Annotated in this window: 28 protein-coding genes; 21 read left to right on the top strand and 7 right to left on the bottom strand. The window is 59.6% G+C overall.

Going from position 1 to position 25,168, the window contains the following annotated elements; genetic code table 11:
- The first annotated feature begins 11 nt into the window (after positions 1-11).
- The 8 genes from HV670_RS08850 (at position 12) to HV670_RS08820 (ending at position 6,843) form a co-directional block, all read left to right on the top strand.
- On the top strand, positions 12-854 hold the full coding sequence (locus HV670_RS08850) for a hypothetical protein (RefSeq protein ID WP_175104400.1): 843 nt from the start codon (positions 12-14) through the stop codon (positions 852-854).
- Between the two features lie 9 nt (positions 855-863).
- On the top strand, positions 864-1,034 hold the full coding sequence (locus tag HV670_RS08845) for a hypothetical protein (protein WP_175104399.1): 171 nt from the start codon (positions 864-866) through the stop codon (positions 1,032-1,034).
- A 59-nt stretch (positions 1,035-1,093) separates the two neighbouring features.
- Positions 1,094-3,091, top strand: coding sequence for a hypothetical protein (locus HV670_RS08840; protein ID WP_175104398.1), 1,998 nt, complete (start codon positions 1,094-1,096; stop codon positions 3,089-3,091).
- Between the two features lie 60 nt (positions 3,092-3,151).
- Positions 3,152-3,589: a hypothetical protein gene (locus HV670_RS08835; protein WP_175104397.1), complete on the top strand. Its 438-nt coding sequence runs from the start codon at positions 3,152-3,154 to the stop codon at positions 3,587-3,589.
- Positions 3,589-3,981 carry a hypothetical protein gene (locus tag HV670_RS08830; RefSeq protein ID WP_175104396.1) on the top strand — a complete coding sequence of 131 codons (393 nt, stop codon included), beginning with the start codon at positions 3,589-3,591 and terminating at the stop codon, positions 3,979-3,981. The genes HV670_RS08835 and HV670_RS08830 overlap by 1 nt, the downstream gene beginning before the upstream one ends.
- A gap of 26 nt (positions 3,982-4,007) precedes the next feature.
- Positions 4,008-4,154 (top strand): hypothetical protein, encoded by a 147-nt coding sequence (locus HV670_RS30545; RefSeq protein WP_217478393.1) that lies wholly within the window; start codon positions 4,008-4,010, stop codon positions 4,152-4,154.
- A complete protein-coding gene (locus tag HV670_RS08825) occupies positions 4,151-4,633 on the top strand; it encodes a hypothetical protein (protein WP_175104395.1) in 483 nt (160 codons plus the stop codon). The genes HV670_RS30545 and HV670_RS08825 overlap by 4 nt, the downstream gene beginning before the upstream one ends.
- A gap of 398 nt (positions 4,634-5,031) precedes the next feature.
- The gene (locus tag HV670_RS08820) at positions 5,032-6,843 is read left to right on the top strand and encodes a phage tail tape measure protein (RefSeq protein ID WP_175104394.1); all 1,812 of its coding nucleotides are present in this window, start codon (positions 5,032-5,034) and stop codon (positions 6,841-6,843) included.
- Here the strand turns inward: HV670_RS08820 and HV670_RS08815 are convergent.
- Positions 6,840-7,196 carry a hypothetical protein gene (locus HV670_RS08815; RefSeq protein WP_217478392.1) on the bottom strand — a complete coding sequence of 119 codons (357 nt, stop codon included), beginning with the start codon at positions 7,194-7,196 and terminating at the stop codon, positions 6,840-6,842. The genes HV670_RS08820 and HV670_RS08815 overlap by 4 nt on opposite strands.
- Before the next feature lie 29 nt (positions 7,197-7,225).
- On the opposite strand from HV670_RS08815, the gene HV670_RS08810 reads away from it, so the two are divergent.
- The 8 genes from HV670_RS08810 (at position 7,226) to HV670_RS08775 (ending at position 16,434) form a co-directional block, all read left to right on the top strand.
- Positions 7,226-8,191 (top strand): LysM peptidoglycan-binding domain-containing protein, encoded by a 966-nt coding sequence (locus HV670_RS08810; RefSeq protein WP_175104392.1) that lies wholly within the window; start codon positions 7,226-7,228, stop codon positions 8,189-8,191.
- A gap of 6 nt (positions 8,192-8,197) precedes the next feature.
- Positions 8,198-9,346: a hypothetical protein gene (locus HV670_RS08805; RefSeq protein WP_175104391.1), complete on the top strand. Its 1,149-nt coding sequence runs from the start codon at positions 8,198-8,200 to the stop codon at positions 9,344-9,346.
- 2 nt (positions 9,347-9,348) lie between these two features.
- Positions 9,349-10,038 carry a phage baseplate assembly protein V gene (locus tag HV670_RS08800; protein ID WP_175104390.1) on the top strand — a complete coding sequence of 230 codons (690 nt, stop codon included), beginning with the start codon at positions 9,349-9,351 and terminating at the stop codon, positions 10,036-10,038.
- Positions 10,038-10,445: a phage tail protein gene (locus tag HV670_RS08795; protein WP_175104389.1), complete on the top strand. Its 408-nt coding sequence runs from the start codon at positions 10,038-10,040 to the stop codon at positions 10,443-10,445. The genes HV670_RS08800 and HV670_RS08795 overlap by 1 nt, the downstream gene beginning before the upstream one ends.
- Positions 10,446-11,579 (top strand): baseplate J/gp47 family protein, encoded by a 1,134-nt coding sequence (locus HV670_RS08790; RefSeq protein WP_175104388.1) that lies wholly within the window; start codon positions 10,446-10,448, stop codon positions 11,577-11,579.
- A complete protein-coding gene (locus HV670_RS08785) occupies positions 11,579-12,325 on the top strand; it encodes a hypothetical protein (RefSeq protein WP_175104387.1) in 747 nt (248 codons plus the stop codon). The genes HV670_RS08790 and HV670_RS08785 overlap by 1 nt, the downstream gene beginning before the upstream one ends.
- Positions 12,322-14,562: a hypothetical protein gene (locus tag HV670_RS08780; protein ID WP_175104386.1), complete on the top strand. Its 2,241-nt coding sequence runs from the start codon at positions 12,322-12,324 to the stop codon at positions 14,560-14,562. The genes HV670_RS08785 and HV670_RS08780 overlap by 4 nt, the downstream gene beginning before the upstream one ends.
- Positions 14,563-14,667: 105 nt before the next feature.
- Positions 14,668-16,434: a hypothetical protein gene (locus HV670_RS08775; protein WP_175104385.1), complete on the top strand. Its 1,767-nt coding sequence runs from the start codon at positions 14,668-14,670 to the stop codon at positions 16,432-16,434.
- Between the two features lie 219 nt (positions 16,435-16,653).
- Here HV670_RS08775 and HV670_RS08770 read toward each other — a convergent pair whose 3' ends face one another.
- The 6 genes from HV670_RS08770 to HV670_RS08745 all read right to left on the bottom strand — a co-directional run bounded on the left by HV670_RS08770 (position 16,654) and on the right by HV670_RS08745 (position 21,128).
- On the bottom strand, positions 16,654-17,508 hold the full coding sequence (locus HV670_RS08770; RefSeq protein WP_175104384.1) for a sterol desaturase family protein: 855 nt from the start codon (positions 17,506-17,508) through the stop codon (positions 16,654-16,656).
- Between the two features lie 151 nt (positions 17,509-17,659).
- Complete coding sequence (locus HV670_RS08765) at positions 17,660-18,775, bottom strand: acyltransferase family protein (RefSeq protein ID WP_175104383.1); 1,116 nt, start codon at positions 18,773-18,775, stop codon at positions 17,660-17,662.
- A gap of 221 nt (positions 18,776-18,996) precedes the next feature.
- A complete protein-coding gene (locus HV670_RS08760) occupies positions 18,997-19,812 on the bottom strand; it encodes a BRO-N domain-containing protein (RefSeq protein ID WP_175104382.1) in 816 nt (271 codons plus the stop codon).
- A 2-nt stretch (positions 19,813-19,814) separates the two neighbouring features.
- Positions 19,815-20,636: a hypothetical protein gene (locus HV670_RS08755; RefSeq protein ID WP_175104381.1), complete on the bottom strand. Its 822-nt coding sequence runs from the start codon at positions 20,634-20,636 to the stop codon at positions 19,815-19,817.
- Positions 20,636-20,917, bottom strand: a complete 282-nt coding sequence (locus tag HV670_RS08750) for a hypothetical protein (protein WP_175104380.1) — start codon at positions 20,915-20,917, stop codon at positions 20,636-20,638. Before HV670_RS08750 ends, HV670_RS08755 begins: the two co-directional genes overlap by 1 nt.
- A gap of 76 nt (positions 20,918-20,993) precedes the next feature.
- Positions 20,994-21,128, bottom strand: coding sequence for an Arc family DNA-binding protein (locus tag HV670_RS08745; protein ID WP_281362383.1), 135 nt, complete (start codon positions 21,126-21,128; stop codon positions 20,994-20,996).
- A gap of 143 nt (positions 21,129-21,271) precedes the next feature.
- Here HV670_RS08745 and HV670_RS08740 point away from each other — a divergent pair, with 143 nt between their 5' ends.
- The 5 genes from HV670_RS08740 (at position 21,272) to HV670_RS08720 (ending at position 25,166) form a co-directional block, all read left to right on the top strand.
- Positions 21,272-21,856 (top strand): Arc family DNA-binding protein, encoded by a 585-nt coding sequence (locus HV670_RS08740; RefSeq protein WP_175104378.1) that lies wholly within the window; start codon positions 21,272-21,274, stop codon positions 21,854-21,856.
- A 318-nt stretch (positions 21,857-22,174) separates the two neighbouring features.
- Positions 22,175-22,396, top strand: a complete 222-nt coding sequence (locus tag HV670_RS08735; protein WP_175104377.1) for a hypothetical protein — start codon at positions 22,175-22,177, stop codon at positions 22,394-22,396.
- Positions 22,393-22,929 carry a glycoside hydrolase family 19 protein gene (locus HV670_RS08730; protein WP_175104376.1) on the top strand — a complete coding sequence of 179 codons (537 nt, stop codon included), beginning with the start codon at positions 22,393-22,395 and terminating at the stop codon, positions 22,927-22,929. The genes HV670_RS08735 and HV670_RS08730 overlap by 4 nt, the downstream gene beginning before the upstream one ends.
- Before the next feature lie 227 nt (positions 22,930-23,156).
- Positions 23,157-23,720, top strand: coding sequence for a hypothetical protein (locus HV670_RS08725; protein WP_175104375.1), 564 nt, complete (start codon positions 23,157-23,159; stop codon positions 23,718-23,720).
- A 33-nt stretch (positions 23,721-23,753) separates the two neighbouring features.
- Positions 23,754-25,166 (top strand): hypothetical protein, encoded by a 1,413-nt coding sequence (locus HV670_RS08720; RefSeq protein ID WP_175104374.1) that lies wholly within the window; start codon positions 23,754-23,756, stop codon positions 25,164-25,166.
- Positions 25,167-25,168 lie beyond the last annotated feature (2 nt).

Raw genomic sequence — 25,168 nt, 5'->3', positions numbered from 1 at the left:
AGAGATGCCCGATGGCAAGCGTATGGGATGTTGCTGATGTGCTGGCTGGGCGTGTGAACTCGGCGCTTTATCCGAACGGAACCGGTCAACCATCGATTGTCGGGAATGTTTGCAAGGTATATCCGGGATGGCCAACCGAATCGCAACTCGATGACGACCTGAGAATCGGCAAAGCGCACATCACCGTCTACCCGCGACCGGAAGAGCGCAACACGACGCGCTACGCCCCGAAACAGCATGTGATGTCGATCAAGCCCGCGACGATCACGTTGACGTCAGCAGGCTCAAAACTGACGGTCGGCGGCGCAATGCCCTCGCCGTTCACGCCGCACAACGTGGCCGCACTGATTGCGGGGGTCGCGTTTATCTACCCCGCGCAGTCGAATGACACGCTGACGAGCATCGCAACGGGGCTGGCAACGCTCATCGCGGCGAAATATCCCGGCACGACGAGCGCAGGGCCGGTTATCACGCTGCCCGCTGGCGTAAGCGTCACCGCGGCACGCGTCGGCACGACCGGCACCGTGACGACCGAATGGGAGCGGCAGGAACAGTCCTTTCAGATCATCGTGTGGGCGAACGATCCGGCCTCGCGTAAGGCGATCGGCAGCACGATCCGCAATGCACTCTCGCAGATCCACGATCTGACGATGGCCGATGGCTTTGGGGCAAACATCAAGTACCAGCGCAGCATCCCTCTGGATTCGATGCAGAAGGAAAAGCTGTACCGGCATGACTTGTTCTACTGCGTCGAGTACGCAACGACGGTAAGCCAGACAGTCGCAACGGTCGTGGCTGCTCAAGTAATTTTCGAAGACATGCAGGGCGATGTGATCGCCTCGCGCACATATTAAGGAGCCGCAATGGCTGACGAGAAACTGCCGGTCGCTCCGGGCAAGCCCGATTTCAACCTGATCGTGGTGCATCCGTTTGGCGACTACGCACGCGGCAAGCAAATCACGGATGCGGCAGAGATCGCCGCGGTGATGGCTGGCGAAAACGCGCACTTCTGTCGCAAGACCTTCCCGCAGTAACCCACTTTCTCATTCCTTCAAAGGCGCCTACGGGCGCTTTTTTCGTTTGGAGCTCGTAGATGCCCATTTTTCAATTTGACCAGCTCAATTTGGCCGGCACGCTCGCCCCGGGCGTCTACACGCAAGTCGTCGCGCCACCCGCGGTCGTCGCTGGCGTATCGACCAACGGTCTCGGGCACGTCGGCGTCGCCTCGTGGGGCCCGGTCAATAGCCCGGTGCCGGTCGGATCGCCGCAAATGGCTGCGCTGATGCTTGGCCCTGTCACTGTGCGTAAATCCGATCTCGCCACTGCGATCGCGGTTGCCTTTGGTCTCAAGCAAACGAACAACACGACGGTTCGCGTGACTGACGGCAGCGATACTGCCGCAACCTGCGCACTCAAGGACGGCTCGGGCACGACGGGCGCCACCCTGACCGGCTTCTATACGGGCGTCGTGGGAAATGGCCTAACCGCTACGCCAGCGGCCGGCACGAAACCGAACACTTTCAAGTGCACGGTCGCGCTTCCCGGCTTCACGTCGGAGGTGTACGACAACCTGGGTGTCGGCATTATCCCTGGCTCGACCACGCCGGGCACCGGCTACACCTCAGTTCCGAGCGTCGCGGTCTCGGCTCCGCAGACCGCTGGCGGCACGCAGGCTGTTATGCAGGCCACGCTCAAGGTGCTGTCGGCCAATGTCACGGGTGGAGGCGCAACGGGCGGCACTGGTTACGTGACTGGTGACACGCTCACGCTTGCGAATGGCGTTGTGCTGACGGCCACTGCATCGGCCGGTGTCATTACCGCGCTGTCCGTCACGAACGCCGGCTCACTCGGCGGCGGCTCGGCCCCGACAGCAGGCAACGTTCCCATCCAGACCTCCGGCGTCGGTGCGGGCGCGATCATCAACCTCGTATGGGGTCTCGGCGCTCCGGCCGTGATTCAGCCCGGCGCAGGCTATACCTCGGCCACCGCGACGCTCTCAGGCGGTGGCGCTGGCACGGGCGGCGCGTACACCCTCGGAACCGGCTGCTGGACCAACCTCGTCAGCGCTATCAATAACGGCCAGTCCGGCGTGCGCGGCCCGTCGCAGTACGTGGTCGCAACGCTCGGCACTTCGGCTGCAGCTCCTGCGTTGGCGACGACCGCATTCAGCGGCGGTACGGATGGCGCAGCCGGCGTGACCGATGCAACGCTGGTCGGCGCGAACACGACGCCACCGACAGGCATGTCTGCCCTACAAAACGCCGGCGTGCTGACGATGAATCTAGTCGACCACTCGACCTCGTCCCAGTGGTCTACGATGGCGCAGTTCGGCATCACGTACGGCATCTTCGGTGCCGGCCAGGGTTCGCCGGGCCAGTCGATCGCTACGGTCGCGGCGAACCTCGCCACGGCCGGCGTCGACAACTACAGCTTCAAGGATCTGGTCGGCGACTGGGTGTATTGGAACGATACGGTCAACGGCGTGCAACGCCTGCTCGGGCCGGCCACGTTCTGGGCGCCGATGCGCGCGAACCTTTCGCCTAACCAGTCGACGCTCAACAAGCCGGTCAACGGCATCATCGGCACGCAGCGCTCCATTCAGAGTCTGGTGTACTCGAGCCCCGAAGCGCTCGCAGCAACGCAGGGTCGCGTCGATTACCTCGCAAACCCGTCGCCGGGAGGCAATTACTTCTCGTTCCAGACGGACATGAATACGTCCTCGTTCGCCGCGACGAACAGTGAGGCGTACACGACCATGACGAACTTCCTGGCGCTGACGCTGGCGTCGAACTTCGGCTGGGTCGTGGGCAATCCGCAGACGACAGACCTCCGCGGCGAAGTGAACGACGCCATTACCGGCTTCCTGATGAACCTCTGGAAGAACCCGACGCTGCAGTACATCGGCGACGTCAACAACCCGAAGTCGATTCCATTCTCGGTGCAGACGAACGGAGCAAACAATCCGGACCCGCAAGTGGCGCTGGGTTTGATGCAAACCCTCGTCAAGGTCAAGTACCTGTCGATCGTCCGTGTATTCGTGATCTCGCTGCAAGGCGGATCGACCGTCAACGTCACCGTCCAGCCGGCCTAAACGGCTTCTACCGCATCCAATGCCCGCCTCGCGCGGGCGTTTTCATTTCTGGAGCCGTAAATGGGCATCAATAGCTTTAACGTAGGCCGCGACGGCGCGCAGGTCACGGTTTTCGACTCGAGCGTCGGCCAGGTCACGATCAATGGCATTACCAGCTTCGAATCGAAGCCGGGAATGGTCAAGCTCAAGAGCGTCGATATCAACGGGCGCATCAAGCATCGTCCGGTTCCGGATGGCCACTCGGGCACGTTCGAAATCGACCGTCAGGACGCATCATTCGACGCGTATTTCGCTGATGCTGAGGCGAGCTACTACGCGCAGTTGCCGCCGACTGCCGTCATCATCACCCAGACTATCAATGAGCTCGATGGCTCGGTGTCGCAGTTCCAGTTCCTCGACGTGGCGCTGTATCCGGAAGATTCCGGCACGTACAAGGGGCAGGACAAGGTAACCCAGCGTTTCACGTTTGACGCTGGCACACGGATCAAGATCAGCTAATGACCAAAGTTACAGTCAAGCCGCATGGCGGCGAATTGCAGGCCATGACGCCGTCCGAGCGCGTCATACAGGACGTGCAGGCAGAGTTTTCGGTGCAGGACGAGCGCGGACGAACTCTCGTGCTGAAAAAGCCCGATGTGCTGGCTCAGTTCGACCTGATCGAGGCATTGGGCGATCTGGCGAAGAACGATGTGTACCGGATTATGTGCATCCCCGCGATCTATGTCGTCTCGATCGACGGCGTCATCGCTCCTGCGCCGAGCAACAAGGCGCAGATGCGGGCATTGATCTCCCGTCTTGGTGAAGAAGGCTTTGCAGCCATCAAAAAGGGGATTGCCGAACGCTTCCCGCAAGACGAAGACGGCGAGGGCGATGAAGCCGTAAAAAAATAGTTAACGCCACACCGATTCGGCAGTCGTTGTGGCTCGTCCAAAACAACGTGCCGTTTGATGTGGCGTTTTCCGTCGATAACGTGAAGCGTACAGCTTGGTCAATCATCTTCTCGGAGATGGCGACCGGCAAGAAGTACAACTTCGCATCGCGCACCTTCGAGGCCAGCACATGACGGAATTCAAGAGCTTCGCTGCCTTCGCGGCGCACCTTGAGCGTCTTGCCATTGCTGGCCCGGAAGTCACGCATCACATTGCGGACAAGGCGGCTGAAGAGATCCAGAAGACCGCGAAGGGGATGATAGGCGAGTACCAAGGCGCGATCGGCCCTTACCCGGCATGGGAAGAATTGGCCGACAGGACGCAGCAGGAGCGCGCGCGGCTTGGATTCTCGGAGAACGACCCCGGGTTTCGCACGGGCGAGATGCAGAAGTCGGTCGAGCGCACGGTGATTGATGCCGAGGCTGCGATCGGCTCAAACGATCAGAATCTCGTTTGGTTCGATATCGGAACCAGCAAGCAGCCGCCTCGCGCGGTATTGGGTGCTGCCGCACTTCACAGCCGGGAGCGCGTCGGAGCCATCATCGGTAAGACGATGTTTGCATGGCTCGCCGGCATGGGATGGCGCAAGCCGCGCATTACCAGCGGCGATTGAAGTAGGCGAACAGGAATATCACGCTGGCGATCGACAGATAGACGCCGATATCCGAGACGAACAGCAGCAACGTCGGTAGACATATGGCGAACGCCTTGTTCATCGGCGGCCTCGTTTGCCACCGCGCTTTAAACCCGAGCGCGTGGCCGCTGACGCTCCGCACACGCGGTTTCGGGTATTGAACCCATGAAATCCGGTCTGCCAGCCATTCGTGTGCGCGGTAGATGAAATCCATATTGACCTCCAGAACATGAGTGTAACGCCAAATGATTGACGTCTATTCGATTGGCACCACGCTCAAGCTGACCGACCTCATCACGCCGCAGTTGATGAAGCTGTCGGAGCAGTTCGAGAAGGTCGACGCGCTCGCGCTTCAGGTCAACAAGCGCCTGCAAAAGATGGGCGCGGAAGTCGTGGGCGTCAGGAATCTGGCTGCGGCTGCCGGCAAGCTCGATATCGGCTTGAAGGGCGTTAAGGATCAAGCATTGCTGGCCGAAAAAGCGCTCGGCAGCATCAAAGGCTCGATTCCGGCTGGCGGTCTGGGCATCGAGAAGGAGTTGATCGCAGCCAATGCGGAAGCGGTCCGGCTCGAATCTCGTCTTAACGCCATGCGCTGGTCACGGGTTCCGGGCGGTGGCGGTGTGATACCTCCGATGCTTCCTCCCGGGGGTGGTGGTGGCGGAGGTGGCGGGCATGGCGGTCGACGCGGCGGTCTTCATGGCGGCAACATCCACGCAGGATCGCACGGTATTGGCATCGGCGGCGTCGGCATGGGTTTGGCCGATAGCCTAATGGTGCCAGCCGCAGCCGGCTTCGTTGCTGCGTATGTCGGGCACCAGTTTTACGAGAGCGCCAAGGACTACCAAGACGCGACCATGCGTTTCAAGGCGCTGAACCTTGGGGATGCAGTCAACGCAGAGGCGGAGAAGTTCGCTCATGCGACTCAGGCGTATGGCGTCTCGCAGACTGAGTTGATGAGCGCGATGGCCGAATCGGCCGGCCTGTTCAACAACTTCGACGAGGTGAAACGGTTCACGCCGCAGTTGGTGACGCTCGGCAAGGCGAACGCAGCGATTTACGGCGACAAGCTCGGCGGAATGGATGATGAAGGGCTCAAGAGCCTGATGAAATTCATCGACCGGCGCGGTGGCACCAAGGATGAGGCGTCGTTCACTCGGAACCTGAATCTGGCTGAAAGGCTGGTGACGGGATCGGGCGGATTCCTGAAGTTTCAGGATCTCGGAAACTTCTCGCAGCAAGGCGGCACGGCATTTCGAAGCTTGAGCGACGAGGGCTTGATGCACATGGAAGGGCTGATGATCGAGCAGGGCGGCGCGCGTGCCGCAACCTCGATGATGAGCATCTACCAGAACCTCGTCGCCGGCCGCACGCCGAAGAAGACGATGGGTCTGTTGCAGGATCTAGGTCTCGCTACGCTGCAGATGCAGGAACACGGATCCGTTGGCGGCAAGCCGATGAAGTCGCTGGTGATGACGGATATCCAAGGCAGTTCGCTATTGCAAAGCGATCCGGCCAAGTGGATGGACGAAGTGCTGCTGCCAGCGCTCGCCAAGAAAGGCATCACATCGCAGGATCAGGTCCTGAAGGTCGTCAACGACGTTTTGTCGAACCGCACCGCGTCGAATCAAGCGTCGATCATGACGACGCAGCAGTTTCAGCTGATACGGGACTACAAGCTCGCCCAGGGTGCGATGGGCTCGGATGACGTGATCGGCACGTATAAGAAGTCAGCTAGCGGAGCAGAAGATAACTTTACTGCCGCATGGACCGACTTCAAGAACGAATTCGGCCAGCATATGCTGCCCGCGATAACGGACATGCTGAATGGCGGCACCGCCCTCTTGCGGAGCATTAACAGCTTCGCCTCCGACCACCCCGATCTAATCAAGGCGCTCGGGACTATCGCGGCGCACGACGGCGGAGTGGTCGACCCAGGCGGCATGATTGTTGATCTCACGAAGCAAGCTTGGAGCCACTTCACCGGCTCCAAGACTCCGGGGCACGCCGATAGCTCTGTTGCGAGTGGCGGGGGCAACGCTGGCGGCGGCACCGTTGGCGACGTCTATCTCGACGGCAAGAAGGTCGGCAAGCACGTCGCTGGCTATCTGGCGCAACAAACCGGCCTTTCCACCAACACTGGCGGCATCGATCCGGGCGTAAGCCTGCCTATGCCGGGTCTGAAGTACTAGCGCCCTTCAACAGCCTCGCTCGGCGTCCATAGCTCGGTCGCAGCACTCCCGTCATAAACACGGATTCGGGTCTCGCCGAGCAAAGTCGAATCGATCACTGAAAACGGCCTTCCTTTGAGAGACGTTGTCAGCGTGCATTGACGCGACAGGTACCGAATACCGTTGTCATCGTGATTGCGTATGGCCTGTCCCATCTGCCGCAACGCTTCCTGCGACTGGCAGGCGACGTAATTGGGGAGTAGAGCGGGTTTGGCATTTGCCGGAATGGCCGAAATGCAAAGCAAAAAGCCGAAAACGTCTCTCATTTTCATGGCGATATCGGACGAAATAACTGAATGATAGCGCGCCCGCATACATCTCCATCGAATTCGCCGGAGCTTCTATGAGCATCACCCTCGCCCTTGGAGACTTCACCTTTCAGGACATGGAGATTCCGGAGTCCATCCCGTTCGGTGGCTCGCAGAGACTTTCGGTTAAAAAACTGGTCGGCGGCGTGCGCGTCATCGACGCGATGGGCGCCGACCCGCGGCCGGCTGAATGGTCGGGCATCTTCTTTCCGACGCAGGACGGTCAGTCGCCGTTTGATCGAGCACAGGCCATCCAGCAGATGAAGGATGCCGGCGTACCGGTCGCACTGTCGTTCGATCAGGTTTACCTGCTCGTCTACATCAGCAGTTTCGAGCCCGATTATCGATTCGCGCGGATCCCGTACCGGATCACCTGCGAGGTGCTGCAAGACCTCACGGCGCCCGTCTACATCGACCCGCAGCCGAATGCGGACGACTTGATCAATGGCGACCTGAACTCAGCCAACACGCTGACCGCTGCGACGGGGGACAGCGCGCTCTCGGGATTGATGGCAAATGTCTCGTCGGCGGCGGCAAGCGTCAAGACGTTCGTCGGCGCCTCGTTGAGCACGATCGCGTCTGTGCTGGGGCCGATTCATCAGGCGGTCTCGTATCTGACGTCCGCCATCGGTGGGGTTGATCAAATACTGGCGAGTGTGGGCGTTCCAGGCGGTGTCCTGCCTTCGTTGCCGGTGCTGCAGAACGTGGGCGTGTTTTCATCCATCGTGAACGCCACGACGCTACAGGTGAACTACATCTCGATTGGCGCGCTACTCGGCCGCATGCAAACGAACCTCGGCCAGGTCAATTCGAGCGTGCGCACGGTCACGGTCGGCGGCGGCAACCTGTACGACATCGCCGCGAAAGAATATGGCGATCCGACCGCGTGGACGCAGATCGCAAACGCGAACGGCTTCACGGATCCGACACTGGTTGGCATCAACACGCTCGTCATCCCGCCATACAACCCGAAGACGACTGGCGGCATTCTCGCCTCGTAATTCACCATGACTTCTTTTCTCCAGCCGACCGGGCGACAGCCGCGCGGGGCGGTGAAGGTGTATTCGGTCGATGCCAACGGGAACCGAGATAGTGGTGCGCTGATTACAGGGTGGGTCGAGTTTGAGCTCGAAAACAATTCGTTCTATTCGGCCGACACGTTCCGCTGCAAGTTTGCTGGGGCGTTGTTGCCATCGGACCGCAATGCCATCTGGTTTTCAAATCAGCAGGACATGTTCGTGGAGTTGTTCATCGGCTTTCCGAGCAACCCATTGCTGTACAGCGCGGCCGACCTCGAAAGCTGGATCTATGGGCAGGTAGATGCGATCGAGATTGACCCGGTCACGAACACTATCGAAGTGACGGGCCGCGACCTCACGCGGGTATTCATCGATACCAAGACCACGCAGAAGTGGCCGAATCAGACGTCGAGCCAGATCGCCGCGCAGTTGGCGCGGGCGCACGGGCTGAGCTCAGCGATCACAGCAACGACCACGCAGGTAGGCAAGTATTACGAGATTGATCACGTCAACGTGGCCGACGAGCGGTCCGAATGGGACTTGCTCAACTATTTGGCCGATCTCGAGAACTTCAAAGTCTGGGTCCGCGGGCAGACGCTTTACTTTCAACCTGCGCCGGACCCGACCGCGACCATGCCGTATCAAATCGTGTGGCAGCCGGTATCGACGACTTCCGGCCCGAAGGCGAATTTCGAGTCGATCAAGTTGACCCGCGCACTGACGGTTTCCCGTGGCATTCAGGTCAAGATCCGCTCGTGGAACAAGAAGTTCGCCAAGGGGTACGTGGTCTCGTATCCGTCGAACGTAAGGACGATCAAGGTCGGATCCTCATCTGTCGGGGCAGGCGGCCAGATCTACTCGAAGACGATCCCGAACCTCACGCAAGAGCAGGCGATTCAGCGCGCAAAGAGTTGGTATGACCAGCTCGTCGCGCATGAGATGAAGATCGAAGGGCTGACGATGCCCGGCGACAACAATCTCGATATCACCTCAATCATTCAGTTCGGCGGGACGGGAACGGCATTCGATCAGCAGTATTTCCCCGACAGCATCAGTCGCTCGATGAACTTCGACGGCGGATATGAGATGACCATCAGCGCTAAAAATCACGCACCTGACTCGACGGTGATCGTATGAGTATGGCTCGACTTGCAAATGCGATCCGCCAGCAAGCCAGCATGGTCGGCAACGACAAGTCCGCACCGCGGTTCGCCACGGTCAGCAGCTACGACGCGTCGACGCATTCGGTCAAGGTCACACTCGAGCCGACCGACCCGGGCGAGGAAAACACCGAATCGAACTGGATGCCGATGGGCGCGATCGGTATTGGCAACGGCTGGGGCGTGGCTGTCGGCCCGCAGATTGGCGATCAGGTGCTCGTCATCTATGAGCACGGCGATTTCAGTTCCGGCACGATCGTCGCGCGCATTTTCTCAGTCGCGCAACAGGCGATTCCTGTGCCGAGCGGCGAGATTTGGGCGCTTCATTCCACCGGCAGCTTCGTCAAGCTAGTCACGAGTGGCGATGTCGACGTGAATACCGCGGGCAACCTGAATGCAATCGTAGCCGGGGATATGACGGCAAGCGTGACAGGAAACGCCAGCACGACCGCTGCAAACGCATCGGTGACGGCCACAGGCACAGCGACCGTCACGGCTCCTTCAATCAGCCTTGGCGCGACCGGTCAAACGCTCCTTCAGTTCGTGACATCTGCGTTTGTCGCTCTGTTCAACGGTCACACGCACCCGGACCCCCAAGGCGGCAATTCCTTGCCCCCTACGCAGCAGATGTCGGGCGCGCAACTCACGAGCACGGTTAAGGGCGGCTGATGACAGACCTGAATCATTATTGGGGTGGCGACTTAAGTGTCTCTGCCTCGGGCGATCTATTGCTTGCCGATCAGCCGACGACAGGCGTGCAGCGCGTCTATCGGCGCCTTCTCACCAATCCTCAATTGCTGAATACGGCGGGCGGCGTTGTCGCATCGCCCGACTACACATGGCATCCAACCTACGGCGCAGGCGTTCCGCGCAAGGTGGGCTCGCCCGGGAACGTGCCGGCGACGACCGCATTGATCCGCGGCCAGATGTTGCTCGAGCAGGCGGTCGCCAGGCAGCCCGCACCGCAGATCGGCCTGACGCAAACCAACAACGCAGTTAGCGCAACGATTCAGTACACGGACGCCAACACGGCGACGCCGCAGTTTGTCCAGTTCGACACTTCGCAAGAACCATAAATGGCGAACCTCAATACCCAATCCTTTAGCTCGCTAGTCTCGAATTTCGCGACAGCAGTACAGGGCGCTGCGGCGTCGCTGGTCGACTTTACGGTTGGCGCCGTCCTGCTTGCGATTGACGAAGCGACGGCCGGCGTAGCGCTCTGGCTTCAGGGCCTGATTCTTCAGGTCGCGGCTTTGACGCGCGCAGCGACCTCGAACGGGCCGGACCTCGATAGCTGGTTCGCGCAGTTTGGCTTTGCTCGTCTGCCTGCTATAGCGGCGACCACGCAAGAGTCCTTCGGACGGTTCACGCCGACGAATCAGGCGCTGATCTCTGTTGGCGCGATCGCGCAGACGGCGGATGGAACGGTTCAGTTCACGGCCATTGCCGACACGACGAATGCTGCCTATAGCGCAGCGCAGAACGGCTATGTGCTGCCCGCTGGTCAAGCGAGCGTCAATGTCACGGTCCAGTGCTCGACGCCCGGGACTGCAGGGAATGTCTCGCTCGGCGCGCTGAATACGCTCGGCACCGCGATTTCCGGTGTCGACTATGTATCGAATGCCGCAGCGGTAACGAATGGCGCTGCCGCCGAGTCCGACGCTGCCGCCCGCGCGCGCTTCGTGCTCTTCATCGCAAGCCTTGATGCTGGCACGCTCCAAGCGGTCTACAACGCAATCGCTAGCGTGCAAATCGGCATGACCGGGATCATCGCGGAGAACCGGCAGTACAACGGTCAATCTCAGAACGGCTACTTCACGGCCATCATCAACGATGGCAACGGCACGGCCACGTCGACGGAGATCGCGAACGCATCCAAAGCCATTGAAGCCGTGCGCCCGCTGTGTTCGACCTACGGGGTGCATGCGCCGAATCAACTTAACGTCACGATTTCGCTGACGATCACGACCGCCTCAGGCTTCGTGCATTCGACTGTTGCGGCACTCGTTCAGGCGGCAATCAGCGCATACGTCAACAGCATTGCGACCACATCGGACGGCGCCACGTTGCCATATTCGAACATTGCCACTCAGGCTTACGGGGTAGCCGGCGTAACGAACGTCACCGGCGTGCTCGTCAATGGCGGCACGGCAGACCTTTCCATCACCTTCCAGCAGTCATTTCGTGCTGGCGCAATCACGGTGTCGTAATGGCGAAGGGCGACCAGCAGGACATCGTTTCGAGGCTTCAGTCCTATCTGCCACGGGGATGGTTCGGGGATCTCGCGCTCGCAGAGATCCTGAATGGCGTCCTCAACGGCATCGCTTCGGCGCTGTCGATCATGTACACCCTGATCATGTTCTTCTGGGCGCAAACGCGCCTACAGACATCGTCGGGCGGATGGATCGATATCTGGGCATCTGATTTCCTCGGAACGAGCCTGCCGCGCAAGCAGGGTGAGTCGGGCGCGAGTTATATCGCCAGGATCCAGCTTGCGATCTTCCAGAAGCGCGTCACGCGACCCGCGATGGAAAGCATGCTCACCCAGTTGACCGGGAATGCCCCGATCATCTTCGAGCCTGCTAGACCTCTGGACACAGGTTGCCTCGGCGCGAACACGGGTGTTGCGAGCTTCTGCGGTGTCGCTCGTATGGGATCGATCGCTTGCCCCTTCAGTGCGCTGATTACGGCGTATCGGCCGCAGGTCGCCGGTGGCTCGCTTGGTGCAGCATATTCGAATGCAGCGGCATGGTCGGCGCTCGCGACACCGCTATCTCATGGGTACACCGGCTCGCTCGCGGCGGAGGTCACGGCGGCTTCGGATGCGGACATTTATGCCGCGATCAATGCTTGCCGGCCGATCGCAACGAACATCGGTGTGTGCATCACGAATTACGGCATTCCGCCCTTTACACTCGATCAAACATTCATTCTCGACGCCGCGACGATTTCATGATGATGAAACGATTCCTTGCAGTACTGCTGTTGCTCGTGAGCGCTGCCGCCCACGCTCAATTCACGCCCGGCCAGATCCTCACTGCGGCGCAGCTTAACAGCGCTCTGGCCGCAAAACTGTCTTTGACCGGCGGCACGCTCACAGGCCCGCTGACTGCGCAAAGTCTTTCGCTCATAGGCGCAGCAACACTTCCCAGCGTCGCCATCACAGGCGGCACGATCACCGGCCTGTCTGCGCTAACTGCTCCCACTCAACCTGCCGGCGACAGCAGCTCGAATGCCGCGACGACCCAGTTCGTCTCGAGCGGTCTACTAAACCGCCTGACGCACGTATCGAATCAGGCGGCGCTACAAAGCATCACGACGACGGTTCTTGGGGCTTTCACGGCGATTCACCGTGACGGCTACACGGCAGCCGGCGACGGCGGGCAGATGGACTACGTCTGGTCTTCGTCCGCCTGTTCGCTCAATTCGGGCGCTGGGGATAATGGTAGCCAAGTTCCCGCGTCTGGGGGCGGTTGCTGGAATTGGAGCCCGCCAGCGTCAGGCGTGACGGCGATGGTATTTGGTGCGGCTGGGAATGGAACGGCTACCGACACGACGGCGCTCCAGAGCACGATCAATGCGACCGCGGCCGCCAAAATCCCGCTGTTGTTCGACGCGCAGCATCTCTACAAAACGACTGCGCCGCTTACGGTGTCGACCCCGCTCAAGATCGTGGGGCCGTACCGCTATGGCGTGTGGCAGACGGCTTCGACTAACACGCAGAGCTACTGCGCGTGGGGCATCCTGGCGACCGGCAATACCGATGTACTCGTGCTTAACGCTCAGACCGGGACATTGACCGGCGTTTGCATTCAGCCGGGCACGGCCACGGCCACGACGGCGGCCAATGCGGCTACCTCGGCTACCGCTGGAGCGGCGGTCAAGCTCGCGCCGGTGGACGCGTCGCACTACATCAGCGGGTGGACGATCGCATTCAACACGATCCTGCACCCGTATGACGGCATTGCTATCGATGGTACAGGCGCAAGCTCAAATTGCTGCGGCGCCGGCACGGCGGCTGACGGCAACCTGATCGCGAACAACACCATCGTGAACCCAGCGGATGCCGGGATCGCGAATGGGCGCAATACGGTTTATGCAAACACGACCGGCAATAACTACTATGACAATGCCATCCTATGCATCAATTCGACCAGCCAGGCAAATGGCATCGGATTCCTCCTGGCGGACGGCGCGGTCAATTACGAAGGCACGGACAACGGTCCATTAGGGTGTCATATCGGGATGGCGCTCATTCCCGGTTCGATCAGCGGACAGAACCAAAATGTGGGCCTTCGCGCACACGGAGTTCTGGGAGATCAAAGCGGATTGTATGGGCTGGAAATCGCGCCTTACGTGCCGAGCGGGGCGAGCGTTGGTGGTGCGGTGCAGTTCGTCTCATTCGATGCGGCATGGGCCGCAAGCACCAGCAATCAGACCGCAATTTACGCGAGCTGCCCCGCTAACACTTCTTGCAACCACATCACATTCAACAACATCATCGCGCATGGCGGCTCTGGCCAAACTGTGCCGATCATGAACGTACAGCAAGGCCAGGGCGGGCCGAACGATTTCTCTATCGTCAACTCCACCCTGTGTTCGACGGGCGCGGCTGGCACGGGCGAGGTAGCGTTGAATCTCAGTCTCGCCTACGCGGCGCATGTGCTGGTGAACAACAACCGGATCGGATCGAACTGCGGCCCAGGAGGAAGTACCCCGACTCAAGTAGGCTTAGCGCTGTCGATTGCCCACCCCACTGGGAATGGCCAAATCTCCATTATCGGCAACGACTTCAGCGACGTGCAATCGGGCGGGTACACCCCCATTAGCTATACGCCGTATGCAAGCGGCGGAGTTAATGGCGATGATGTTGTCATCGTTAAAGACAATTTGGGCGTCAACCAGACATGCGCAACCGTGGCTGCCGCGGCGAGCATCACGGCTCCGGCATCGTCTGATTGCTTGAATGTGACGGTCACCACCTCTGCCTTTACGGTGAACGATATCCTCGGCAACTGGGCTGGTCGAGAACTGCGGATCTTCGTGCCAGGAAACGGTAGCAGCACTGCGCTCACGCTAAATGCGAGCGGCGGCGGGGAAGCCCAGCGCATGTGCTCGACCCTCACTATCCCAGCATGGGGAAGCGCCACGCTGTACCACAATTACGCGTACAACTGTTGGGCGTCTAAATAGGCCAAATGCGCCGGTAACTAGCCCACCACCAAAAACCACACAGCCGCCTAGTGCGGCTTCTCTCTTCTAAGGCCGCCAAGCGCGGGCTTTTTTTATGGGTGCGCCATGCGACGCGTCGAGACATACATCGGGCAGCAAGTTTACGAATATTTGTTCAGTGCTCAAGCCCAGTACACAATGACGGGCATCGCCAAAGTCTGCTCTGCATTGTTCGGCAGCAACGGTCTAGTCAGCGGACTTGCATGCACGCCGACCAGCCCCGCAACTATGGCCCTGCAAATTGGTCCCGGGGAGATTTATCAAACGGCACCGCTTGAGGCAACCAACTGCGGCACGCTGCCCGCAGATACCGCGCACTCGATACTTAAACAAGGGATCCAACTCGGCACAAATACCACCGCAACATTCGCGGCCCCGGGAACATCCGGCCAATCGATCAACTATTTGATCGAGGCTCAATATCAAGATCTGGATCTCAGTCTCGACCCCACCAGTTTGCTTTCCCCTGTCGTTTTACAATTTTATAATGCAGCCACTCCTGCGACCCCGTGGTCCGGTCCCAACGACAGCGGCGCGACTAGCAACAACTGGCGCGACGGCATCGTCGCCTACCAGATCAAGGCCGGCACCGCAGCGACGACCGGCTCCCAAGTCACGCCATCTCCTGACACTGGCTGGATCGGCCTTTGGGTCGTCACAGTGCCATTCGGGGCGACCACGCTCACGAGCTCGAACATCGCGCAGTACACGGGCGCACCGGTCCTGCCGAGCGGTCTGCTGCAATCGATTCTCACGAGCAATCTGACGTACGGCATCGACGGCGGCTCGGCCAACACGATTCAGGCCAAGTTCCCGATCCCCGTTGCGACACCCGTCGATGGAATGGATGTCTGGGTCAAGATCGCCGCGGCCAATACGGGCGCTACGACCTTCACCCCGAACCCCGGCGTTATCGCTGCGGCTCCCGTGGTCGGCGCTGCTCACGCTGCATTGCAGGGCGGTGAACTCGTCGCGAATGGTCGAGCAAACCTCATCTGGCGTCAGGACATCACCTCGTGGGTGCTGATCGAATGCACAGGCGGCGCCCTCCAAACAGCCCCCGCAGTAGCACCAGGGCAGGCGGTGCAGCTTCAGCAAGTCACCGGTCTTGTCGGGAATGCTCGAAATCTGCGAGCCTATCTTGCGGCGGCAGGTACGAGCCTAACGATCACGGCCGATGAGGTGGCGGTGAAGTCCGCTCTGGGCGGCCAATCGTTCCTGCTCGCGAACTTCAATCAGACGGTCTCGACCGTGGCGACGGGGATTGGCGGGGTTGTCGGAACGGCATTGGCGGCAAACGGGTTCGCTGGCATCTATGCCGCATTCAACCCGACGACAGGCGCGCAGGGCGCCTACATCGCCAACGCGAACTCGCCGCTGCCGAATGTGGGCGCAGCGCCGCCGAGCGGGTGGATCTGCACGGGGTTGATCTCGGTATGGCCGCTCAATGGAAGCACGCAGTTCGTGGCGGGGTTTCAACAAGATGGCGCACTCAGCATTGTGGGCTCGACTGCGGTGACTGCCAGTTCGGTCGTCACCAATCAGTCGACGAGTATCGCGACGGTCGTGCCGCCCAATGCAAAGTACATCTCTGGGCTGCTATCTTCGACTATCACAGCGATCGGGACGGCCGGTATTACCCTTGCATCGGCAGCGATTCCGATTGGCGCGGTAGGTAACACGATCTCGAACACAACCGGTGGATCTTCGAATACTTCCTCGTTCCGAGATTTGATGCTGCAGACCGCGCAAACTGTATTTCTTACGACAACAGCATCGGCTGGCGGCACGTGGGTAGTGACAGCAGCCATTACGAGCTATCGAATCTTCTAGGGTGCTTTCATGCAAATAAACGTTCAGTTTGAAGACTCAACGGACCAGACGATCCAGAGTGTTTTCGCCTCTCCGCAAGACCCTAAGGTGTGGGCAAATCTAGGCCTAGTTGATACGAGCGATGCGCTGTGGGAAACGTACTACAACGCTCAATCGGTCACTGTTCAGCAGTATTTGTTGGCGCCCACCTGAATCTGATCAGATTGGGCGCGCAGCGGATCATCCGGCAGCGTTAAGCTCAGCCGTGCCGGACGGTTTGGCCTTGTCGCTCAAAAAGGGGCGGAGTATATAGTCCCGAAGCGTTCTCGGCTCCGACTGATCTTCGAGACCAACCTCCGGCCACTGGCCGCGCTCAGGGAAAACGGCGGTGCGAAAAAGCGAGTCCCACACCGTCGTGAACGATCCGAAGTTGCAGTTCCAGTGCCGCCGCTCGATTGAGTGATGAATGCGATGAAAGCGCGGGTCACCGATGAGATAGCGGAACGGCCCTAGGTGCAGCCGAGTAGATGAGTGCTCAAAGACCGGTTGAAGACCGATTAGGAAGATGGCGATCGCAGGCACAGCGCCCGAGTCGAACTGCATGAGCGTCAACGGAAGAGCGACGAAAGGGAGCCGCATCAAGTCTTCCGTGATGTGGTGATTGCAGTTGAACGCATTCATCTCCTGGATCGAGTGGTGAACCGCATGAAAGCGCCAGAAGAAGCCGATGCTGTGCTGCATCCGGTGGAACCAGTAGTAGAAGAAATCCCCGATCATCGCGACTATCACGGCGGCAGAAATAACCCATGCGCCATGCGCGATAGGATTTTTGGCGTGAAGCAACGAACCCAAGTCGATGTGCAAGATTGGCTTCAGACCGATCCACTCGAAACCTAATGTGGCAGCCCCCCACGTTAGAGTTGCGACGGCGAGGTAGGTCGCCCAGTTCAGAAGGCCGCGCAGCCTCGATCCCCACGAATCTCGTTTCGCGGCGGGAAGCGCCACTTCCAAAACTGTGCATACGGCTGCGGCGATCAGGACACGCTGACCGGTTGCAAGGTAGAGCGCAGTGAGACGGTTGCCGCTGAAGTGCATGCTTTGCTCCGATGAATGCCGGCGAGTGTACCAAACCTAGCGGGTAGAGTCAGAGCCGGCACCGCTCAAACGGGGTCCGCCTGAATCTCGATCAAATCTGTCGCTTAGACGCCGCGGTACCCCCCCGCCGCGCTAAGCTCATCCGATGATCTCAACTCTGGTGAGTTAAGACATTGGGCATTCGATTTCGCCGGGAAAGCACCCTCAAGGCCAGGTCATGCAGCCTATTTTCGAGCAAGCCAGAAACTGCAATAGCTAAGGAAAGGGAAACTCCAACCGCCAAAACGGAAGCCGCCCACGTATGAACTTGTTCTCTTTGGCCGACTGCGCTATACGCTCGAAGCACGAGATTGAAGGCGATTTCGTGCGTCAGGTAAAGCGTAAAAGACATGTTTCCCAGTGTCACGAGCACCCTAGGAACACGGAGGTTTTCCGTCTTGGCGAGAACAGCAAGACCCAGGACAAGTGCAGCAGAATATCCGCCCCATCCTTTTATGCCGTCGACTGCCCAGAAGTTACCGACGTACCCCCAAAGACAGATCGTTAGGGCCAGTAGGGCGATGGACCATGCAAGGGGTCGTGGCAGTGGAAGTTTTTCCGTCAAGTAGAAGTGCCCGAGGATGACTCCTATCAGGAAATTCCAAATTATCGGGTTTGTCATCATGGACAGATAGGATGATCGAAATCCCATCTGCGCGAGCGGATCCAAAGTCCCCACATCATAAATAGACGGAAGGGCGATCAGGAAGAACAGCATCCAGCCGGAGAAGACAACCCAGCGCAGCTTTTTAAACAGCATCGACAAGCCGAACGCGACATAGAAGTATGCTTCATAGTTCAGAGTCCAGCCGACCGATAGGGTTGTTTGCTCGCTGCCAAGGTACAGGGGGCGGGACGAATCGAAAGGAATAAAGAGCAGGCTTTTTATTAAGTTAGTGTGATATTCGGACAGGTATCCACTGCCCCGACCAACTAAAAGCCAGATGATCGTAGCCACAGCGTATGGCGGCCAAATCTTTGCAAAGCGCTTTATACCAAAATTGCGGACATACGAAGGCGAGCCGTCGAAGTTGCGAGTCGCATAAACCATAATGAAGCCACTGATGATGAAGAACAAGTCGACCCCGCCAGCACCCCAAATGAGATAGCGATTTGCGGAATCCCAATTCGGAGTGTCGTGAAGGAACCAGCGAGCGTGGCAAATTACTACCCCGAGTGCAGCTATTCCGCGAAGCGCCTGAATGAAATCTAAGCGTCGTTGTTCCATGTCGTAACTTTTTATTGGTAGAGGCGGCATTGTAGCTCGCTGAAATTCAAAGGGGGTCGCCCGACAGCATGCTGTGGAAAGATCGAACACTCGGCTCTGGCCCGCTGTCGGGGTTTGTGTGCTGCGTGCTAGGATGTTCCATGATTCGGGCTCTCCCGTGGAGAGGTGGGTTTCGGATCAATCGCGCCTCGACTGGTTACAGCCAGCCGGGGCGCATCTTTCTATGCCGCGATAGTCACAACGAGTTCATGGAGTTCAGCAAAGCGCTCGACGTACCAGTGCGGTTGCGTCTCGCGCGGATTGTTTGGAGGCGTCAAATTCTTTCCGTACCGCAGCCCCAAGTCTGTGATGGCCCAGAATCGCTTGACTCCATCCTTGCCCGATGAACTCGGTCGCGTACGCTCTTCGATATAACCCGCCTCAGCCAGCAACTTGTTGAATGCCTGGGCGCTCATGCGGATTCCGTGATCGGAAAGAAGCGCGCTCAGCGGCTTGGTCGGCATTGAACTGCCGCTCAGTTGATCGGGAGCGGCATCCACGGCATAGGCCGGAAGGAATTTCGGATCGCCGCCATTGTTCTCCACGATCTTCGCGATCATGGCGACTTGACTTGATGGAGCGGGTCTGAGCAAGCGCGCGTACAGCTCGGCGCCTGCTATCTCCGCTTCCATTTTTGCTGAGCGCTGCGGCGTACCAGGGGCTTGGTAGCTTCCGGTCTTTCGGATCGCGGGCAGCACTTCCTCGAACACCCAGCGCTCAAAGTGCTCTGCGGCGGGGAGGGTGCTGCTCACAATCAGGCGCAGCACATCCGCCTCGGTAAGAACCCGGGTATCTTGCAGACGCCCTTTAGCGTCAGGGATGGGGTGCAGCTTTTGCACCCCTCGGCAGTGAGACCGCATTGCCGTCGTCGAGTCCGCGTATGCGAGCGCTGAACATACATCTTTGCCGACGAAGTGGTCCTCGTCGTCAATGATGACGGCGCGGATTTCGTGGATCCTGCCGTGGTCCTTGAATAGGAACGGAATGATATTGCTCATGCCTATTGCTCCTCTTGCTGAACTGGTTGATAGCTGGAGTTCCAGCCACTCACTACGAGATTGCGCAGAATTGCCGGCGCTTCCTTTGAATCGTCCGAGTCGCTTTCGTAAAGGTGGTCGAAAGCGGCTATGGCTTCAGCGCCATCGCGCGGTTTGATGCGTGCCAGCATGGCGAGGCAATAGCATTCGTGAGCCCATCCATGCGATGTTCCGTCGCCGGAGTCGCCCATCGCGAGGCGGAGGCGGTACATATCCCGCCAGTAGGCTCTGACATACAGGCAATCATCGATGGTATGAGGCACCAAGCCAGGGAACCGGCCGAAACGATCGGCAATGGCGTCGTCGTCATAGAATCCATGTGCGCTGGCATTCAGTCCGCGCAGCGCCTTTTTGCAGGCCTTTTCTGCCGGCGTATCAGCGAACAAAGATTCGACGCTACCGAATCTTGCGAGCGCTTCATGCTGATTGCGCGCCTTGTCGATCGCACGGTCCGCCTGCTTGTCGAGATCGCCGAAGCCGACCGTGCCGAAGGCGACTTGCAGGGGATGAGCCCCTGACCGACGCAAGTAGTCCGCGTAGCGGTCTGCCAAACTCGTCATTGGGGTTTCGATGAGCTTGACAGCTTCCAGCGCCTTGGCGATGAGAGTCGGGTGACCCGTACTCACGACGCGTTGCAACCAAAGAACCGCGTCTACCTCGCGGTCGCCGGTCGTCACTGTCTGCTGCGGCATATCGGGAACGGCGAGCGCAGTGCTGACCGACTCTTTGATGGGCGGCAGCGCGAAAAGAGCGCGAAGGGTAACGATTTCGTGTTTCGTAGCCATCAGTGCAACTCAAGCGAACGAACATCAGTGTTCCGGCCCGACAGGAAGTTCTCGGCCGCAGTGTGCCGATCATTGACCTCGTCGAAGCGGTCGATGTAGAGCGTGCGGTTCGGCTTCGCAAAGTCGGGTAGGGCGATACCCTCGACGGCGGCCCAGAGGCGCAGTTCCTGAAGGATCGTCCAGAGTTCCGCGGTGTACTTCGATTCCGCGCGGAAGAGGGCGAGGAGTTTGGCGTTGACATCCGACTTGCGGATAGATTCTGCTGTGCTAGTATTTGACATGTTGTGGCCCTCTATGGGTTGCTGCGCCAAGGCCCTGAACGTCGACCGCCAAGAAGTCGTTCGGGGCTTTTCTTTTTCAGTCCGCTTTTTCGTCATCCGGCTGCTTGTCTTCATCCAGCGTGCGTTGCAGGCGATGCAGCAATTCGCTGTTGAGGGAGCGGCGGTTGTCGATCGCTTCGTGCTTGATTGCCTGGTTCATCGAAACCGGCATTCGAAGCGTTGTCGTCATGGTGGGTTCGGAATCCATCGGTTTCTCCGGGTTATCTGTTCTTGCGTGCTACTATTTAGCTAGCACAGGACCGAGACTACTACTGTAGTAGCACTTGAGCAAGAACTTTTTTACGGCAAACTGAAATGGCTAGAAGCGATCCCCAGGTCAACATTCGCATGCCGCAGGAGTTGAAGGGCCGGCTAGATGCAGCCTCAGAGGGCGCGCGACGCTCGCTTAACCTTGAAATCGTTCGGAGGCTGGAGGACTCGTTCTCCGAGTCCTCTGCTCACAAGCAGACGGAGGCTGCCCTCAAGACATTCGTGGCAGCCTCAGAGGCTCAGAAGCAAATAATCGACGTTCAGAGGCGCTTACTTGAGCGCGTGGCAAATATGATGGTGCTGTCACTCGACCTGGACCCAAGCTCCTCAAACAAGGTGACGCAACAATTCCGCGATATCACCCGAAGATTCGGGCAGGCTATCGCGCAAGGAAACTTGGCAGAGGCGATGGAGCCCATCGTGGAGATGGTCCAGATAGGCAAGCAAACCGGCATCCTCGACGACACGGGTCAAGTCAAGCCGGAGCACGAGCATTTGAAGCCGAAGTTTCGCGCCAAGCCCGCGCCCGCCCAAGACGTCGGCCCCGCATCCACTGAAGGCACCTTCCCGCCGTCAAAGAACTCGCGGTTTTCGCTTCAGAAGTCCCGCCGCAAGCCTCCCACCGGCTGACATCCGCAATTAGTGCCCCAAAACCACTTATTCAAATACCCGGAAATCTGGTAATTTACGCCCTAACACGACTCTCTTTAACGGGGTGTGGCAAGCCATATTCCGGCCCAGTTGGAGGGCACGGAATAGGTAGATCGAAGGCTCTCGGGTAACCCCGAGGGCCTTTTTTATTTCCGCGCCGCCGACTGGGGTGGCCCCAAGCTGCACAAGCCTTTGCACTGGATCGCCATGGTTTCGCGACCCGGGTATCAAGCACCACGATTTCGACCACCAGCCGCCTACCAGGGCGGCTTTTTCATTTGCACGGGCCATCGACCAATGACGAACCACGACGACACGCAAGCCGCCATCGCCGATAACGAGAAGCGCATCGAAGTCCACGAGGCGGTTTGCGCGGAGCGTTACCAAGGCATCCTCGACAGGTTCAAGCGCGGCGATAAGCGCATGCAGCGCGTCGAGTACGTCCTCTATTTCCTGGCGCTGATCGCCATCGTTGGGCGGGATGGGGCGATGAGGGTGATCGAGGTGTTTTTCAAATGAACCTCACCGCGCCGATCATCGCTGCGTCCTGCGGTTCGACGGTGCTGCGCGCGGCGCAGTGGGTCGCCCCGCTACAAACCGCCTGCGATCGCTACGAGATCAACACGCCGCTGCGCCTCTCCGCATTCCTCGCGCAAGTCGGGTGCGAGTCCGAGCACCTCGAGTACGTCGCTGAAATCTGGGGACCGACGCCCGCACAGCTTGGATACGAAGGCAGGGCGGACCTCGGCAATACGTTTCCTGGCGATGGCCTTCTCTTTCGCGGCAGAGGCTTGATTCAAATCACGGGCCGGCGCAATTACCTGCTCGCGTCGCTGGGGCTCGAACTCGACCTATCGAACCATCCAGAGTTGCTTGAGACGCCCGTGAACGCCGCGCGCTCGGCCGCCTGGTGGTGGAGCAATCGCGGACTGAATGCGCTGGCCGATCAACAGCAGTTCGTGACGATCTCGAAGCGGATCAACGGCGGCACCAATGGGCTTGAGACGAGGCAAGCGCTGTATGCGGCGGCAAAGAAGGTGCTTGGTTGTTGATGCTTTCGCGCCTCGTGCTCGACAGTGCGCCACATAAAAAGACGCCCCAACCTCGGAAAAAGTGTGGGGCGCGTCCAAGGCTTGCGCACGGGGCAATGTGCGCACGCAGAGAATACCCGTCGCGCCGAATCGAATTACCTAGGCGAAACGATAGTTGCTCGTTAATTCCCCGTAATCCCTCACCACTGAGCCGCCCTTGAGGCGGTTTTTTGCTTTCTGGAGCAAATATGAACCCGTCTCAAGCTGGCGTAGGCGTCGCACTTTCAGCCTATTGCGCGTTGTACAACAGCGGCTCGCTTGTTTTGCTGAGTGGCGCGATGCCCGTCACACCCGAAACCGCATTGAGCGGCAACACGACGTTGTGCACGGGCGTCTACTCGGCAACCGCCTACGGTGCGCCAGCTTTCAGCGCCCCGAACATGGTCACGACCGCAAGCTTTACTGCTGGCTCGTATAACCCCGTTGCTGGCGGCTCATGCACGTTCGCGCGCGGCTACAAATCGGACGGCACCTCGGTCGAGGGTGATTTCACGGTCGGGTCTGCGTGGATCGCGTCGCAAGCGGTGGTACTGGGCCAGTATTGCCTGTCAGGCGGCAACACCTACAAATGCACGACCGCGGGCACATCGAGCGGCACGACGCCGAGCGGCACGACGACCTTTACCGATGGTACGGCAGTCTGGACATACCAGGGCGCCGGCCAGCTATTCGACGCTCTCATCTCGAATCCGATCATCCAGCTTGGCGTGCCTGTCTCGCTTACGCAGACGATGAAAATGCCGGCTGTTTGATTCGAACAAGCACTGACCTTTGAGGGTTGAGACGTGGGCACATTAACGGGCTCAACAGTTATTGGCGCGGTATCTGCCAATCTCTCGTCGCCGGCTCAGACTGACTGGATCCAGTTCCCGCAGTCCTGGACGGCGCCCAATCGCAAGGCCGGTGGCGGATCGCTGTTTGGTCTGCCGACTGTCATCGGCGCGGTCAACGCGCAGTGGTACAGCGGCGACGCCACGCTGATCACGTGGACGGACGGCACGCCGATGGCGGCGGCCACCAACTCCAGTGACGGCATCTACGCCTCCGCCTCCTCGGGGACCGCAGCAGCGGGGCAGGGCCTGCAATTCACTGTGTTGGCCGATACAACCCCGCGCACGGTTGTCGTCTACTGGCCGACTTACAGTGGCGGCGGTCAGCTCACTGCGACGTTGTCGGATGGAAGCGCGGCGCCCATCACTCACACGCCAACTCCGCCTGCTGCCAATGTCTCGCAGGACAAGGTTTCGACGCTCACTTACGCGGCCAATTCGTCGGGCCAGACGCTAACGATCGCGCTGACGCTGCAGGCGGCGGGCCTGAATAACAACTCCAACGTTGCGATCCAGGCTGCGAAGGTCTTAGCTAGCTCGAGCGCTACCGCAGTTGCGGCGTCTACGCTGGGTGGATTGTCATCGTCAGTTGTTGCCACGCGCACTCGATCAGCTACCGGCTCCGCTTCGCTCGGCGGCGTGGCATCGCAAGCCACGGCAGTAGTCGCCGCAGCGGCCGTTGCTATCTCGTCGCTCGGCGGACTGTCGTCTTCGACAACGGCAACCAGATCTCGATCGGCGGCTGTTTCCTCGACGCTAGGGGTACTGGCAAGTTCAGCCACCGCCACTCAGGCGACATCTGCGGCTGCCTCAAGCACGCTGTCGCTGTCCACGTCTGCCACCGCGAACCGGTCGCAGTCGGGCACCTCGTCAAGCGTGTTGGGCGCTCTGTCGTCTAGCGCATCCGCTTCGACTATCGTACCGGACGCCGCTACGGCATCAGGCGTGCTCGGGGCTCTCTCGTCGAGCGGATCTGTTGCAGCGTGGCGCACGGGCTCGGTCTCGGGCGCATTCGGGGCATTAGGCTCGGCGGGAAGCGTCGCGCAGGCTCGCTCGGCTATCGCTGCAAGCTCGCTCCTGCTTCTCGGCTCAGGCGCAGCAACGCAGCAATCCGGCGCGGCCGGCGCATCGGCTCTCGGCGCGTTGTCGACAAGCGTCCAGGCCGTGGATATCGCGGCCACGCAGGCCATGGTGTCGGGCGCGCTCGGGCCACTGTCTGCGTCAGGTGCTGCCACCAACAGAAACTATTCGCCCGTGCTGCCCGTCATTGTCTCGGTCCGCGCGGAAACCAGAATATTCAGCATGACAGCCGAAACACGCGTCTTGTCGCTATCGGCCGAGACCCGAATCATCGCAGTTGCCGCATAGGA

It is taken from the genome of Pararobbsia alpina, assembly GCF_902859895.1.
GTDB lineage: Bacteria > Pseudomonadota > Gammaproteobacteria > Burkholderiales > Burkholderiaceae > Pararobbsia > Pararobbsia alpina.
The sequence above is the reverse complement of the archived record's forward strand: the minus strand, read 5'-3'. Positions and strand labels throughout refer to the sequence as shown.